This is a genomic window from Pseudomonas sp. LJDD11 (assembly GCF_024584215.1).
In the GTDB taxonomy this organism is placed as follows: domain Bacteria; phylum Pseudomonadota; class Gammaproteobacteria; order Pseudomonadales; family Pseudomonadaceae; genus Aquipseudomonas.
In genome coordinates this window covers 1-14,529 of the sequence record NZ_JANJFL010000014.1, presented here as the reverse complement: position 1 = coordinate 14,529, position 14,529 = coordinate 1, and the positions used below count along the sequence as shown (strand labels likewise).

Below are 14,529 nucleotides of genomic sequence, written 5' to 3'. Positions count from 1 at the left end.
TATTAAATACACACGCGATATATGTAGAGTATGCTAAAGACATACAATCAAGGCGAAACAGGCTTGGGCGCTTTCAGCAACCTGCGGCGCCTCACCTACTTCGCAACCGTGGTGGAAACCGGCTCCTTCACGGCGGCGGCCGAGCGCCTGGGTATTACCAAAGCTGTGGTCAGCCAGCAGGTGGCGCGGCTAGAGCGGGAGTTCAAAACCTCTCTTTTGGTGCGCACCACACGTAGCGTGCGTACTACGGAGGTGGGCCAGGCGTTTTATCTGCGTTGCGCGCGGATCTTGCGTGAGGCGGAGGAGGCGTTCGACGAGCTGGGCGATGCGTCTCAGGAACCGACGGGCACTTTACGCATCACCGCTCCGTTTGATTATGGCGTCGGTGTCGTGGTTCCGGCGATTGCCGCGTTTACCCAGCGTTACCCGGGGTGCAAGGTCGATGCGACGTTCAGTGATCAGACGCTGGACATGATGTCGGGTAATATCGAACTCGCCATTCGCGTAGGCTGGTTGGCGGAGACCGGCCAGCAAGCGCGTAAGATCGGCGCCTTCCAGCAACTGCTGGTTGCCGCGCCGAGTCTGGCAGCCCAGGTGGCAGGCTTCGCGCAACCACAGGAAATCGGCAAACTGCCGTTCGTGGCCAATACGGCTTTGCGCGAGCACCTGCGCTGGACTTTTTCACGCGGCGAACACGAGCGGCAGACTGTCACCTTGCAGGCCTCGATCTTTCTCGATGCCACACTCGCTGTACGTGAAGCCGTGTGCCAAGGTGCGGGTTTGTCGGTGCTGCCGGACTACGTGATTGCCGACGACCTTGCTAATGGTCGCCTGATCCAGGTGCTGCCGCAGTGGCGCCTGCCTAGCGGTGGTATCCATGCAGTGTTCCCGGCGGCGCGTTTTCGCCCAGCGAAGGTTCGTGCCTTCGTCGAGATGTTGGCGAGCAGTGAGCAACAGCGTCAGGCAGGCGATCGCTGAGTGCAGCCGTCTATTCTCTGAGGGCTGCTGCACCAGGCAGACAACCCCCACGTGAGCCGGCGCTCAACGCTACGCTTAGATCTTGATGAAGTTCTGTGCGGCCAGCGAACCGAAGGGCAGTGAAGCCAGCGGCCCACCGATATCCAACGAGCCCAGGTCTACCGGGTAGAAACCGGCGTCTTCAATGATCTGACGCACGTCTGCTTTTGCTGCAGCATCATCGCCCGAGTAGAACAGCACGCGTTTGCCGCCCGCGACTTCTGGCTCTGGCAGGACATTAACGTCGAGGTGGTTGAACGCTTTGACCACCCGCGCGCCTGGGACGAATTGGCTGAACAGCTCGCTGGAGTGTTTGCCGCCCAGATCGACTGCTTTGATACCGTAAGCTGCGAGCGGATTGCTCGGGTCGTTGGCATCGGGCGAATCCGGGTCGAGAAACTCGACGGGGTTGGTGCCGTCAACCACGATACGGCCATTCCACGCTGGCAAGCTGCTCATTACTGCTTCTGCATCGTTCCAGCGTACAGCGGCAAAAACAATATCTGCGCGTGCGGCATCTTCGACCGTGCCCGCTTTGATGGTGGGACCGAGTTCTGCAACCAGTGCGGCCAATGATGCAGGCCCGCGGCTGTTGGAGAGGGTGGCGGAAATGCCTTTTTTGGCGAGCGCCCGTGCGATGTTGGAGCCGAGGGCGCCGGAACCGATAATGCCAATACTCATGGTGTTCTCCTGATAACGAAGGTTCGGAAAATTGAGCGCTGCCAGCGTCCTGAAGGCTAAGCAGCGCTTTGTCAGGCATTGCCTGGGTTGGCCCTACCTATGGCGTTGTCGTATGTGCTGCGCGATCCAAAATGGTCAGGCATTAAGTGCGCTGATCTGTTGCTCGGCGGCAGCGATTGCGGTGGCGCGTTGCTCAGCGCCTAGGGCAATACCCTCGGCAACAATGACCTGCGGGTCATGGATACCGATAAAGCTGAGCACGCTGCGCAGGTAGGTTTCACCGTGCTCCATCGCTGCGATGGGCGATTCCGGCCCGTAGTGGCCACCACGGGCAACCGCAAGAATGACCCGCTTGCCGCCAGCAAGCCCCTCCAACTGCCCTTCGGCTGTGTAGCGGAAGGTTTGTCCGGCAACCAAGACGCGATCGATCCAGGCCTTAAGCTGGCTAGGAACCGTGAAGTTGTAGAAAGCAACACCAATCACCACGATGTCGGCAGCAAGAAACTCTTGAAGTACGGCGGCGCCGGTTGTGAGGTCGTCCTGCATCTCTGTTGTCTGTTCGCTCCCTGGGTTCTGCAGCGCGCCAAGATAGGCGCCGGACAGGTGGGCGATGGGCGCGGCCGAGAGGTCGCGGTAGGTCACCACTGCATCCTGTGTTTCCACCTGCAGTTTTATGACCACTTGTGCAGACAGCGTGCGGCTGACCGAATGGGCCCCGAGGATGCTCGAGTCGATGTGAAGAATGTGCATGGTTAACTCCTGGCAAGTGGTTGCGTTCGTATGCTTGATCCTTGCGCCGCCGCGCGTCAGGGCCGATAAACCTTGCGCTGCAGGACTGTACCGATGCGCTGAATTTCCGCCTCGCCTTGGGCAAGGGCTTCCTTGTTGGTGTGAACTGAGTAGTAACCGGTCACCAGCTCATGCGGGTGCTTAACGGCCGAGCCCAAGACAAAGGTCGTCTTGCCCAGAGCAGCAAAACTGATGGATTGATCCGACTCCTCAAACACAGCCAGCTCGCCAGAGCGAATCGTGCTGTCGGTCTTGAGCTGACCCTCACTGACAGCCACCCAGGCTACGTCGTGACCGGCTGGCGGCGTGTAGCGCCACCGCTCGCCATCCTTCAAGGTGATGGCCAGGTAGGTCATGTCGGCGGGTGCCGGGATAGCGCTTTTGGCATTACCGTAGTGACCGAGCAACACCCGCACAGGGCCTTCCTGGGGAACCTGCTCAGGGGCGAGGTAGTGGCTTTCAGCAGGTGCATTTTCCAGCGCGGGGGGTAAGGCGACCCACAACTGGAATCCTCGCATGGCGCCCTCGCCGACCGGGGTGCCCGAATGCCAAATGCCGTTACCTGCGCGCATCCACTCCACGCCGCCGGCGGGTAGTACGCCCTTTTTGCCGGTGGTGTCTTCATAGATCACTTCGCCTGCTTCCATGAAGGTCAGGGTGGCGATACCAGAGTGCGGGTGCATGCCAAAACCTTGAGGTTTGGCGTTTGGCTGTGTACTGAAAATATCGAGAAAGACAAACGGCTTCAGCAACTGACCGACATCACCTGGACTTACCAGGCGAGTGACAGGTCCATGCGCGCGGCCGTGGGTACGATGGACGATGGCGCGGGCTTTCTCGTAGGCACGCTCTATGGTGTAGCCGAGCTCATGATCCTGATAGCTGTGGGTATTCATATTCATGGAATCGCATCTCCTCGTGACATGGGTGGGAGAGCGTCGGCCCTCGATGTCGCAAGAATATGGCTACCCCATCCACTTGATAAGATGGCTAAGTCTGATTGCACTCATCCATTTATGTGAGTAATTGAGGTGTGCATTATCGCTTGATGCGCGCGCGCATAATCTTCCAAGGGGGCTATTTCTTTCGAGCGAGTGTCTATATCGCTTTGCAAGGGGCAGTTCGATGCCAAGCAGAGTTGCGCTGGGCCTCCACGCAGACCCGCGCGCAGTACAACGAGCCCTCAGTCGGACTACGAGGGCTCGGCCGGGAAGGCTTCTGCCTTGAGTTTATCCATCACTAGCCCGATAAAGGCCGAGACCGCCAATGGCAAATGCCGACGGCTTGGGTAGAGCACATGCAAGCCGTGACTTGTGCGGTGGTATTGTGGCAGCACTGGCACGAGCCGGCCGGTCTTAAGGTCGACACTGGTGAGCGCGGGTGGAAGCAACGCGATACCTAGGCCTGCCAAGGTGGCTTTACGCAAGGCTTGCGCCGTGTTGGCGGTAAACCGAGTGGGAATTTGTATGTCCTCTTCGGTACCGCTCGGCCCGACAAGACGCCAGGTCGTGAAACCACTGGGATTGCCGAAGTTAACACTGTAATGGTCGAGCAGATCTGCAAGTGCGCCAGGGTTTCCGTGTGTCGCGATATAGGCTGGGCTGGCCACCAACCCTTCGCGGCTGGCATGGATGAGCTGCCTACCAACATAGCCCGAGTCAGGTAGCGGGCCTCCGCGAAACGCGACATCAATGCGGTCGGCGATCAGATCGGCACGGCCATCACTGAGCACGAAATCAAGCTGAACCCGTGGGTGGGCGCTCAGGAAGCCGCCGATCCACTCCATCGGGAAAAAGTCGAAAAAGTCAGCCATAGCCGCAATACGCACGCGCCCGGTGGGTTCTTGACTACCAGTGATGAGCTCCTGACCTGCACCCAACAGCCCGTCAATTGGACCCACGCTGCGGTCGTGAAAAGCTTGACCTGCGTGGGTGAGCGTCAGCTTGCGAGTCGAGCGCTGCAGCAAGCGTGTGTCGAGGTGGGCCTCGAGCATTTGAATGCGTCGGCTCAAGGAGTTGGGCGGCATGCCCAACTGCCGTGCGGCTTCGGCAAAGCTGCCGCTGCGAACCACTTGCACGAATAAAGCAACGTCGTTCAGGTCGAGCATCTAAACGCGACTCTCTATAAAGCGATCAGGAACACCCGTTTTGCCAACCCGACATCGGGTGCCAGCAGGATGGACATAGATTGAGTTAAACAGACGTATCACGCTACTGCCTTCCAGCGAGGCTGCCTGTTTTTCTTACTCGCGCCTAGTGTGCGGATGGTGTTTTCGCGTTGCAGTACTAAACACAGCACATTCGCAGCTTGGCTTTTTTGAGCCGGGCAGCGCGGTGTTGTTCCCGGCGCTAAAGCATCGACCTGTGACGAAAATTCAAAGCAGGTGTGATTTTCTAGCTATATCGGATGGATATTTATCAGTCGTAGTCTCAAGCGCGATGGCTCGGGACGCTTTCCCTCGCCACTGGTAGTCCGATGCTCGCCCTGCACGATCACTCGGAACAATAAAAATAAAATTATCCGGAGACTCCACTATGGGACTCGCGCAAGAAAAAGCCGGTGTCATGCCGTCGTTGAAAAAAGTTTCCAAGGGCGCGGGCGCCGCTTCTTGGGGCGCGATGATTTTGCTCTGGCTGGTGTATGCCATGGACGCGAACTCTCGCCAGATGTTCTTTATGGTGTTGCCCTCGATTACCAGTGAGTTCAAGACCAGTCCTGAGTTGACGGGGTTGTTGGCCGCCATCATCACGGTCGCCACGTCCCTGATCGCCGTGCCGTGCATGATCTGGGCGGACAAGGGCGGGCAGGGCTGGATGCGCAAGTATCGTCACCTGCCCATCGTTATTGCCTACACGCTGTTCACCTTCCTGACGGGCCTGAACATCCTCACCGCCTCGCTGGGCATGCTGGTGGCCTTGCAGATTATTTCCCACGCATTTGGTGGTGCCGGGGAGGCCATCGAGGTCACCTCGGTGTCCGAGTGGTGGTCCAAAGAGCGCCGTGGTTTTGCCCTGGGCCTGCACCACACCGGGTATCCGTGGGGCACGCTGATTGGCGGCTTGGCGATCAGTGCGCTGCTTAACGCTTACGGCCCGGAGAACTGGCGCCTGGCGTTTCTGCTGTTCCCGGTGCCGATGATCATCGTTTTCTCGATCTACTGGTGGTTCTGCACCAAGAAGCGCTATGACGCCTTCGTCAAGCATGTGCGTGAGACGGGCGAAACCCTGCCGGCGCTGAGCGCGGCGCAAGGCACGGTGGTGGCCCCCGAGGGCGCGTTCCGCTCCGCCATCCGCAACCCGAACATCAGCAACATTGCCCTGGTGTCGATGTTGGCCATCGTCGGTTATTTCGGCATCAGCTTCTGGTTGCCGCAGTACCTGGCGTTTGTCGCCCGCTACAACTTTGCCGAGGCCGCGGCGTATTCGGTGCTGTTCACCATCACCGGTGGTATTGGCCAGATTGCCTGGGGTTGGATCTCGGACCGGGTGGGCCGCAAGTTGTGCCTGATCCTGGTGTTCGCCTGGCTGGCCGTTGGTATCTACCTGTTCAAGTTCTCCTCGGTCAGCCTGACCTGGCTGATCTGCATCCAGCTGTTCGCCGGCTTTGCCATGAACGCGCCTTACACGCTGCTGTATGCGATCGCCTTTGACTCGGCCAAGCCAGGCTCTTCCGGTATCGCCGGCTCGATCGTCAACGTGGGCATTTACGCCGGTGGCTTCGGCCCGCTGGTGATCGGCTTGTTTATCGGTGCCGGTGGCGGTTTCGACCAGGCGGCAGGCTACAACTATGCGCTGTATTTCATCTCCGGGCTGATGGTGATAGCCGCGTTGATCACCGCGTTCTTCACGCGGGAAACCACCGGCTGGTTCCTCCAGCATGACCGGGCGCTGGTCTCCAAAGCGTCCTGCAACATGGACAACTAAGGCCTTAGGCAACACCTGAAATCTATAAGAAGTCCCTCTGGGGTCAATAACATCAGGAGATTCAACATGCAGCAATTAGCCGCTACAAAGGGTAAGAATATTCAGGTTAACGGCACTACATTGTGGGTTGCGGACACCGGTGAGGCAGAGTTGCCGGTGGTGCTGTGTCTGCATTCGTGCTTTCTCGACGGCACGATGTTCGACGGGCTGGTACAGGCTGCGGCTGGCAAGTTTCGGGTAGTGCGCCCCGATTTCAGGGGCCAGGGCAAAAGCGCCCTGCACGATGTCGACATCATCACCATGGATGAATGCGCTGACGACATGCTGGCGCTGATCGAAGCCATGCAGCTTAAAGACATCAACGTTATGGCCCAGTCCATGGGCGGTGATGTGGCCTTCCGGCTGATCGCCCAGCGGCAGGCGTTGTTTCGCTCGCTGGTGGTGGCGGGGTCGTCGGCCTGTGGCGAGCCGCCGGAGCAGGGCGCACGCTTTGCACAGTGGGTGGTGGATGCCGGCGAACAGGGATTCACCGGTGAGATTCTCGACATGACCATGGAGGTGATGTTCGGCAAGACCACGCGCAATAACCCCGATAAACAGGCGCTGATGGCCTACTGGCGTGAGCGCATCGCCGCGCTGCCCAAGACCTTGCGCCCAGCGATGAAAGGCGTGATGCACCGCGAAACCTCAGTGCCATTGCTGCCGTCAATCAGGATTCCGGTGCTGATCATCAACGGCGAGGAAGACATGCCACGGCCACCCGCCTGGTCCGATGAGATGAAGCGCGAACTGCCCAATGCCAAGCTCATGCGCCTGAGCAAGATAGGGCACAGCCCGACCCTGGAGGCGCCAGAACAGGTGCTGCCGGCGATCATCGCCTTCTATTCCAACCCCAGCGTGTGAGACGAGTGTTCGCTGCGGCGTAGTTATACAAAATACCAATAGATGAGTTCATGACATGACAGATTCCAGACATTCCGGGCGCGTCGTGCTGGTCACCGGTGCTGGTGGCGGTATCGGTGCGGCTATCGCTGAACAGTATTGCCGGGAAGGCGCAGCGGTGGCCTTGGTGGACGCCGATGCGGTCAAGGTCGAGGCGCAGGCCGCGCAGTTGCGCGAGGCCGGTTTCAAGGTGAGCTGGGCGCATGCCGATGTGGCCGATTACGCCGGTTGTGCCCAGGCCTGCGAGCGGCTGCGCCAGGCGCTGGGGCCTATCGACACCCTGATCAATAACGCCGGCATCTCGCCCAAGCACAACGGCGCCCCGGCGCCAATCTGGCAGATGACGCCGGACGAGTGGCAGCGTGTTGTCGCGATCAATCTCAACGGTTCGTTCAACCTGGTACGCATTCTGACGCCGTCCATGGTGGAGCGGCGCTTCGGTCGTATCGTCAATATGTCATCGGTGGCCGGCAGTGCGTTTCTGCCGCTGGTGGCGGCCCATTACAGTGCGACCAAGGCGGCGATTATCGGCTTTACCCGCCACCTTGCCGGCGAGTTGGGGCCGTTTGGCATTACCGCCAACGCCCTGGCGCCGGGGCGGATCGAGACGCCGCTACTCAAGACAGTGTCGGCAGAGGCGAATCAGGCGGTGGTCGATGACACGCCACTGCGTCGGCTCGGCACCCCGCTGGAAGTGGCCCGTGCGGCCTGCTTTCTGACGTCGAGCGAAAGCGAATTTATTACCGGCCAGGTCGTCGATGTGGCGGGCGGCTGGTTGATGCGCTGAGTGGTCAAGGCGTAGTCGTGCGCCGGTTACGCAATGTGCAGGAAGGTGTGAGTCATGGTTAAGACAATGGGATTTCCGGGCCGCTACGAGCAGGGCCCCGGAGCATTGCAAGAGTTGGGCAGGGTGCTGTCTGATATGGGTCGGTCGCGGCCCATGGTGTTGTGCGATGAGTTTGTGGCCGAGCATTTGTGGCCTGATGTCGCCCGTGCGCTGCAGGCATACGGCGTCGAGGCCACGCCCATCGTGTTCCCCGGTGAGTGCACGCGGGCGGCGATTGCGCAGTTGTCCGAGCAGGCGCAACCACTGGCGCCGGACACCGTCGTGGCGCTGGGCGGCGGCAAGACCATCGACACCGCCAAGGGCCTGTCGGTCAATCTTGGGATGCCGATTATTGTCTGCCCCACCATCGCCTCAAGCGATGCGCCCACCAGCCGGCTGATTGTGCTGTATGACGAGAGCCACAAGGTTGTAGGGGTGGAGTACCTGAAGATGAACCCTTCGGCGGTCATCGTCGACACCCAGGTGATCGCCCAGGCGCCGGCGCGTTTCTTCGCCGCTGGCATTGGCGATGCCATCAGCAAGAAGTTCGAGGCCCACCAGTGCCACGCGGCGGGTGGCAACAACTCCTTCGGCACGCCGGCCCTGCACACCGCGCTGATGCTGACCGACATGGTCTTCGACACCCTCATGCAATACGGCGTTGCCGCCTACCAGGCGGTGTGCCGTAACGAGGTCAATGACGATGTCGAGCGGGTGGTGGAAGGCACGGTGCTGATCAGTGGGGTGGGCTTTGAAAGTGGCGGCCTGTCGCTGTCCCACGCGCTGGTCCGCGGCCTGACCTCGATCCCGACCATGGCTGCGATGCTGCATGGCGAGCTGGTTGCGTTCGGCACCATGGTGCAGATGGCTGTCGAGGAGCGGCCAATCGCGGAAATCAGCCGGGTCGCGCACCTGCTGCAGGCCGTGAAGCTGCCCGTCACCCTCGCCGAGCTGGGCCAGACCCAGCCGCTGAGCGCCGCCGAACTCGACACCTTGGTCGGCGCAACCTTGTCGGCCACCTATGCCAAGAACATGCAACCGGCATTGACCTACGAGCGCCTGGTCCGTGGCTTGGCGGCCGCCGACCAGCTCGGTGCCGGGCTCAAGAGTACCAAGCCTGCCGCTGTGTGATGCGGCATTAACCGCCAGCCTGGGTGCTGCTAATAACGACAAGAGTGAGATCAATAAAATGACCGAGAAAACCGTTCCCCACGTCCACGACCTGCTCAAAGATTCCCCGAAGAACTGGGGCAAATGGGGCCCCGATGATGAGGTGGGCGCGCTCAATTACCTGACGGGTGTTGAGGTGCTGCAGGGCATTGCCGAGGTTAAGCAAGGCAAAACCTTCACCTTGCAGGTGCGTATCGGAGACCCCAAAGGCGACCCGGTTTGGCCGGGTCGCTCCCAGGCCCGACGCATGAACATCATGGACCGTGGCCACTACAACTGCGGCAAAGGCCCGCACTTTCCCGGCTCTTATGAATACGCCGATGACGTGATGTTTTTTCACCTGCAAGGCTCGACGCAGTACGACGCCTTGGGCCATGTCTGGTATGACGATCAGATCTGGAACGGCTATAACGCCGACACCACCATCGGCTCCCTGGCCAAGGCTAGCGTGGCACCGATTGGCGAACGCGGTGTGGTGGGGCGCGGCATTCTTATCGACATGGCGCGTTACCGCGGCAAGGACGTGCTTGATCCCGGTGAAACCTTCACCCACATGGATCTGATGAATGCAGCTGAGGCCCAGGGTGTGGCCATCAACAAGCGCGATATTTTGATCATCCGCACCGGCTGGATCGGCTCCTTCTACCACCGCGATCCTGAGGAGTTCTACAAAGATTTCATCGAGCCGGGGCTGACCTACAGTCCTGAACTAGTCAAATGGTTCCACGAGATGGAAATCCCCAACATCGTGACAGACACCATCGCCAATGAAGTGACTGTGGACCCCGTCTCGGGCGTGGCCTTGCCACTGCACAATGCACTGATGCGTAACCTGGGCATCACGCTCACCGAGATCGCGTTGCTAGACCCGCTGGCCGATGATTGCGCCGCTGATAATCAGTGGACCTTCCTCTACACCGCAGCGCCCCTGAAAGTGGTCGGCGGGACTGGTGCACCGGTCAACCCTATCGTCATCAAATAACTCTGCTTTCAGTGGGGCTCTAGAGCCCCGAGCTTTAGCTCGCCTGTAGAAAGTACTCCTAGGGTCTAGCTGATCCTGTGAGTTGAGTTTTTTATCGATGCCTTGTTTCTTCTGTGCCCTGACGTCATAGGTGGTGTGCCCTTGGCGCTATTTTCACCGCCAGATCACTGCCATAACCTCGGAATCAGCCGTGATCGCTATGCAGAACCCGTTCAGCGATTGCGAGAAAACCAACTGAGAGGACTCAACGTGAACACTCCTGTTAAGCCTGATGAACTGGCGATTCCGTACCAATTGCCGCAAGTCCCGTACATGACCCCCGACATGGTTCACCCCGGTGTAATGACTACATGGCTGGAAGATGACAACCTGTGGGTACCGGTAACCAAATCCGTATCCTTCAAGCCCCTTCTGCTCAGTACTACCGGCGGCTACTACATCAATCTGCTGCGCGTGCGCCAGGCCGGTGTGCTGTCGCGTCATCGGCATACCGGTGGTGTCCACGCCATCGTGCTCAAAGGCCGCTGGTATTACCTAGAACACGATTGGGTCGCTGAAGAGGGCTCGTTCGCCTACGAGCCACCGGGCGAAACCCACACGCTGTTTGTGCCCGAAGGCGTCGAAGAAATGATCACCTGGTTCCATGTGCAAGGTGGCTACACTTATGTCGACCCCCAGGGTGTCGCGGTAGGCTATGAGGACGTGTTCACCAAGCTCGAAACCGCTCGTGCCCACTACAAGACCCTGGGCCTGCCGGATGACTACATCGAGCAGTTCATCCGGTAAACCGGACAGCCTGAAAAGAACGCGCTCCGGCGCGTTTTTTTAGCACCCACTTCGGCACCGCGTCGCGACCATTACGCAGGACGATGCATGGACAATTACTCACAATTACTCGCGTTCATCTGGTCCACGGAATGTGGCAGTTTCTCGGCCGCTGCCCGGATGCACAAGATGACGCCATCGGCCGTGAGCAAGCTGATTACCCGCCTGGAGAATCGTCTGCAGGTGCGCTTGTTCCAGCGTGGCTCTCGGGTGCTCACCCTGACCGAAGAAGGCGCGGCCTATCTGCGCAGTGCCAAGGCTGTGGTGGATGCGATGAACGAGGCGGACTCGTTGGCCGAGGCGCTGCCTTCAAGAGTCAGCGGCACGCTGCGATTGCACACCATGACCTCGTTCGCCAAACACCAGATCGTGCCCTGGTTGCCCGAATTTATGGACCTATACCCGGCGCTGGATGTGGAAATACAACTGGGTGCGCAATTCGTCGATCACTTCGAGCAAGGGCTCGACATCGCCATCCACAGCGGCGTATTGCCCAGTTCGTCGCGCATCGCCAAGCGTATCGGCGAGACGCAATGGCTGATCTGCGCATCTCCGCAGTACCTGGCTGAGCATGGCACCCCCACTGTGCCGGCGGATCTGCTGCAGCACCGCTGCTTCAACTTCAGCTTTGTCAGCCCCTGGAACAAGTGGTCGTTCTTGCAGGAAGGGGACGGTGTCTCGGTTCCCATCGCCGCCAGGGCGTCGTTCACCCAGGGCGATTTGCTACGCGATATGGCGCTTTCAGGTGCTGGTATCGTCAAGCTGGCCGACTTCCATATCGGTCTGGACATAAAGGCTGGCGCCCTGGTGCCGTTGCTGGATGCGTTCAGTTCAGGCGTCGTCGAGCCGGTTTACTTGTTGTACTCCGACCGGAAACACCTGAGCCCACGTATTCGAGTGTTCATTGAGTTCTTTCAGGATAAATGGCGGCAGCATCCCTGGAACGTGGAATGAAGCTACACCTAGGCCTGATGAGCACTTGTGGGAATTATTCCGCTACGGCTACCTAAGGGGCACACCCAGGGCCTTGCTATCAAACTACTGCTCAGAAAGAGGATCTGGAGCATCAGGAATGCTTATCTCGGCGCAATCAACCTGAGCGACGGACAAAACCAGTTCTCGCCTCGTCGCTGGCGAAGGAGTGTACCCACCTAGGGGGAGCACTGTTGCTTGAATGCCAAAGGGCGAGCCGCGACAGCCGGAAACTGTCACGGTCGGTCTGCGCTTTAGCGGTTAGCGTCGGCCAAGCCAGCCTCGATGAAGTGCACGGAACTCTCCATTGCCTGCTGACCTTCTGGCAGCATGGTGGCGTAGAAGTGCCAGGCGTGGAACATCGCAGGCCATACTTCCAGGTTCACGCGAACCCGGTTATCAGCCAGGTGAGTTGCAAGGCGCATTGCATCACTCAACATCAGCTCGTTCTCGCCGATCTGCACCAAGATTGGTGGAAGACCGGTGACGTCCGCGAACACAGGTGAGGCCAGAGGATGATTGGCCAATGTGTCGCCTAGGAATGCTCTGGCGAGGATGTCCAAGACAGGCTTGGAGTTCAGAGGATCCAGACCTTCACGGTTGCTCATGGAAGCACCGGTGTGTTCAAGGTTCGCCCATGGTGAGATGGAGGAGCCAACCGCAGGCAATGGAAGCCCTTTCGATTTAGCCGCGACCATGACGCTGACGACCATTGCGCCGCCAGCCGACTCGCCAGAGAACGCAATTTTGTTAGCCGGGATTTTCTGCTCAAGCAACCATTCGTAAGCGCGCAATGTGTCGTCAATTGATGCTGGGAACTTGTGCTCAGGAGCGAGGCGGTAGTCCGGCATGTACACACGAGCACCGAGCATTTTCGCGTAGTTGCCGCCGATACCGTGGTAGCCGTCTGGACGTCCTACGATGTACGCACCACCGTGGATGTACATGACGACTGCGTCTGTTTTGATCTCATCAGGGGTAACCAGTGTGCCCGGTACGCCGCCCATGTCGACTGCTTCGAATTTGACGCCAGCAGGCGCAGGATTTTGCGCGAGCATTTTTGCGTAAGAGTCGCGGATGTCGCTCATTTTTGTAGTGGTATCGATTCCCTTAAGAACGGGTACCAGATCGCTCAGGCTGTTGGCCCAAGTTTGGACGGCTGCTTGTACTTTGGTGTTCATAATGACCTCAATTGATCGTTGGGAGTGGATGAGCTAATTGAGATACTATGCTTAGTATTGGGGAATAGGGTTCCCCATAACAGGTGCTAAGCCGCCCGAACGTTGAGACCACCGAGGCCGTATGGAACTCCATAACCTGAATGATATTGCCGCGTTTGTGAGCTCGGTAAATGCTGGAAGCTTCACTGCGGCGGCAAAACAGCTTGGCCTTACGCGCTCTGCAGTGGGGAAGTCGATAGTCAGGCTCGAGGCTCGTTTACAGGTACGTTTACTGAATCGCACTACGCGCAGTTTAAGCATGACGGATGACGGCCAAGTTCTGTATGAGCGCTGCGTGGGCGTTCTTCAGGATCTGGACGACGTGGAGGATGCCCTTGCGTTTCGTCGTTCGACACCCAGTGGGCGACTGCGGATGAGTCTGCCGGTTGCGCTGGGCAGACTTCATGTCCTTCAGCACATTGAGTGCTGCCTTAAGGATTGGCCCTCCCTGAGCGTGGATATCACCTTTTCTGACAGGCTGGTCGATCTGATCGATGAGGGATTTGATTTGGCCATGCGCATCGGGCCTCCCAAGGAAGATTCTCGGTTGCTCACGCGTACTGTGGCCTACCAGCAAATGATTACCTGCGCTTCTCCCAAGTATCTGGCTGAGCATGATCAGCCCCAAACACCCGAAGATTTGTCCGAGCACCAGTGTTTGCATTTTGTGAGCGGAGGGAGGCTGCTTCCCTGGAATTTTCGAGTAAATGGTCGCACTTTGCCCGTTACTCATAGTGGAAGGTTACAGATGGACAGTGCTGAGTCCTTGCACCAGTCAGCTGTCGCTGGCTTGGGTATCGCGACTCTGCCATCCTACGTGGTTAACGAAGATTTGCGGAGCGGCAGGCTCGTTCAATTGCTTGCAGGGTATGCGGAGGTTGCCGAGCCTATTCGGGTTATCTACCCTAGCAAGCGGCACCTCTCTCCAAAAATTCGACTCTTCATAGATAAGCTGGTGGAGGCTTGGTCACCTTGCCCACCATGGGAACATACCCTCACTCAACTTGACCCGTGAGCGAGGCACAGGCGCCTGCCTATGCGGTACCAGCACCTTTTGCACCGGCCCACGCGTAGGGGGATCGCAACTGGGTTTGCGATGGTTGAATCGCCCCTAGGTTTTGTACGAAAAGTACTGACGCATGCAACGCAGGCTGCAGGCCAGCGTGACCATGGCTGAAAAGC

General features: G+C 58.8%; 14 protein-coding genes. 9 read left to right on the top strand and 5 right to left on the bottom strand.

Annotation, left to right across the window (positions count from 1 at the left end; all coding sequences use genetic code 11):
* Positions 1 to 63 precede the first annotated feature (63 nt).
* Positions 64 to 978, top strand: coding sequence for a LysR family transcriptional regulator (locus NRB16_RS16795; protein WP_253118036.1), 915 nt, complete (start codon positions 64 to 66; stop codon positions 976 to 978).
* Between the two features lie 75 nt (positions 979 to 1,053).
* Here the strand turns inward: NRB16_RS16795 and NRB16_RS16790 are convergent, their stop codons facing one another.
* From NRB16_RS16790 to NRB16_RS16775, 4 genes are all read right to left on the bottom strand, one after another.
* Positions 1,054 to 1,698 carry an NADPH-dependent F420 reductase gene (locus NRB16_RS16790; protein WP_253118035.1) on the bottom strand — a complete coding sequence of 215 codons (645 nt, stop codon included), beginning with the start codon at positions 1,696 to 1,698 and terminating at the stop codon, positions 1,054 to 1,056.
* A 135-nt stretch (positions 1,699 to 1,833) separates the two neighbouring features.
* The gene (locus NRB16_RS16785) at positions 1,834 to 2,448 is read right to left on the bottom strand and encodes an FMN-dependent NADH-azoreductase (protein ID WP_253118034.1); all 615 of its coding nucleotides are present in this window, start codon (positions 2,446 to 2,448) and stop codon (positions 1,834 to 1,836) included.
* A gap of 56 nt (positions 2,449 to 2,504) precedes the next feature.
* A complete protein-coding gene (locus tag NRB16_RS16780; RefSeq protein WP_257106565.1) occupies positions 2,505 to 3,383 on the bottom strand; it encodes a pirin family protein in 879 nt (292 codons plus the stop codon).
* Positions 3,384 to 3,679: 296 nt separating this feature from the next.
* Complete coding sequence (locus NRB16_RS16775; protein ID WP_253118033.1) at positions 3,680 to 4,594, bottom strand: LysR family transcriptional regulator; 915 nt, start codon at positions 4,592 to 4,594, stop codon at positions 3,680 to 3,682.
* Between the two features lie 427 nt (positions 4,595 to 5,021).
* On the opposite strand from NRB16_RS16775, the gene NRB16_RS16770 reads away from it, so the two are divergent.
* From NRB16_RS16770 to NRB16_RS16740, 7 genes are all read left to right on the top strand, one after another.
* Entirely contained in the window at positions 5,022 to 6,410 is a 1,389-nt protein-coding gene (locus tag NRB16_RS16770; protein WP_253118032.1) for an MFS transporter, read from the top strand.
* 66 nt (positions 6,411 to 6,476) lie between these two features.
* On the top strand, positions 6,477 to 7,313 hold the full coding sequence (locus tag NRB16_RS16765) for an alpha/beta fold hydrolase (RefSeq protein ID WP_253118031.1): 837 nt from the start codon (positions 6,477 to 6,479) through the stop codon (positions 7,311 to 7,313).
* A 55-nt stretch (positions 7,314 to 7,368) separates the two neighbouring features.
* Complete coding sequence (locus tag NRB16_RS16760; RefSeq protein WP_253118030.1) at positions 7,369 to 8,139, top strand: SDR family NAD(P)-dependent oxidoreductase; 771 nt, start codon at positions 7,369 to 7,371, stop codon at positions 8,137 to 8,139.
* Between the two features lie 54 nt (positions 8,140 to 8,193).
* Entirely contained in the window at positions 8,194 to 9,309 is a 1,116-nt protein-coding gene (locus NRB16_RS16755; protein WP_257106534.1) for a glycerol dehydrogenase, read from the top strand.
* 58 nt (positions 9,310 to 9,367) lie between these two features.
* Positions 9,368 to 10,330 (top strand): cyclase family protein, encoded by a 963-nt coding sequence (locus NRB16_RS16750; RefSeq protein WP_253118028.1) that lies wholly within the window; start codon positions 9,368 to 9,370, stop codon positions 10,328 to 10,330.
* A 249-nt stretch (positions 10,331 to 10,579) separates the two neighbouring features.
* The gene (locus NRB16_RS16745; protein ID WP_253118027.1) at positions 10,580 to 11,116 is read left to right on the top strand and encodes a 2,4'-dihydroxyacetophenone dioxygenase family protein; all 537 of its coding nucleotides are present in this window, start codon (positions 10,580 to 10,582) and stop codon (positions 11,114 to 11,116) included.
* Between the two features lie 87 nt (positions 11,117 to 11,203).
* A complete protein-coding gene (locus NRB16_RS16740) occupies positions 11,204 to 12,109 on the top strand; it encodes a LysR family transcriptional regulator (protein WP_253118026.1) in 906 nt (301 codons plus the stop codon).
* A 272-nt stretch (positions 12,110 to 12,381) separates the two neighbouring features.
* On the opposite strand, the gene NRB16_RS16735 is transcribed toward NRB16_RS16740, so the two are convergent.
* Positions 12,382 to 13,308, bottom strand: a complete 927-nt coding sequence (locus NRB16_RS16735) for an alpha/beta hydrolase (protein WP_253118025.1) — start codon at positions 13,306 to 13,308, stop codon at positions 12,382 to 12,384.
* A 121-nt stretch (positions 13,309 to 13,429) separates the two neighbouring features.
* Here NRB16_RS16735 and NRB16_RS16730 point away from each other — a divergent pair, with 121 nt between their 5' ends.
* Positions 13,430 to 14,362 (top strand): LysR family transcriptional regulator, encoded by a 933-nt coding sequence (locus tag NRB16_RS16730; protein WP_253118024.1) that lies wholly within the window; start codon positions 13,430 to 13,432, stop codon positions 14,360 to 14,362.
* Positions 14,363 to 14,529: the final 167 nt, after the last annotated feature.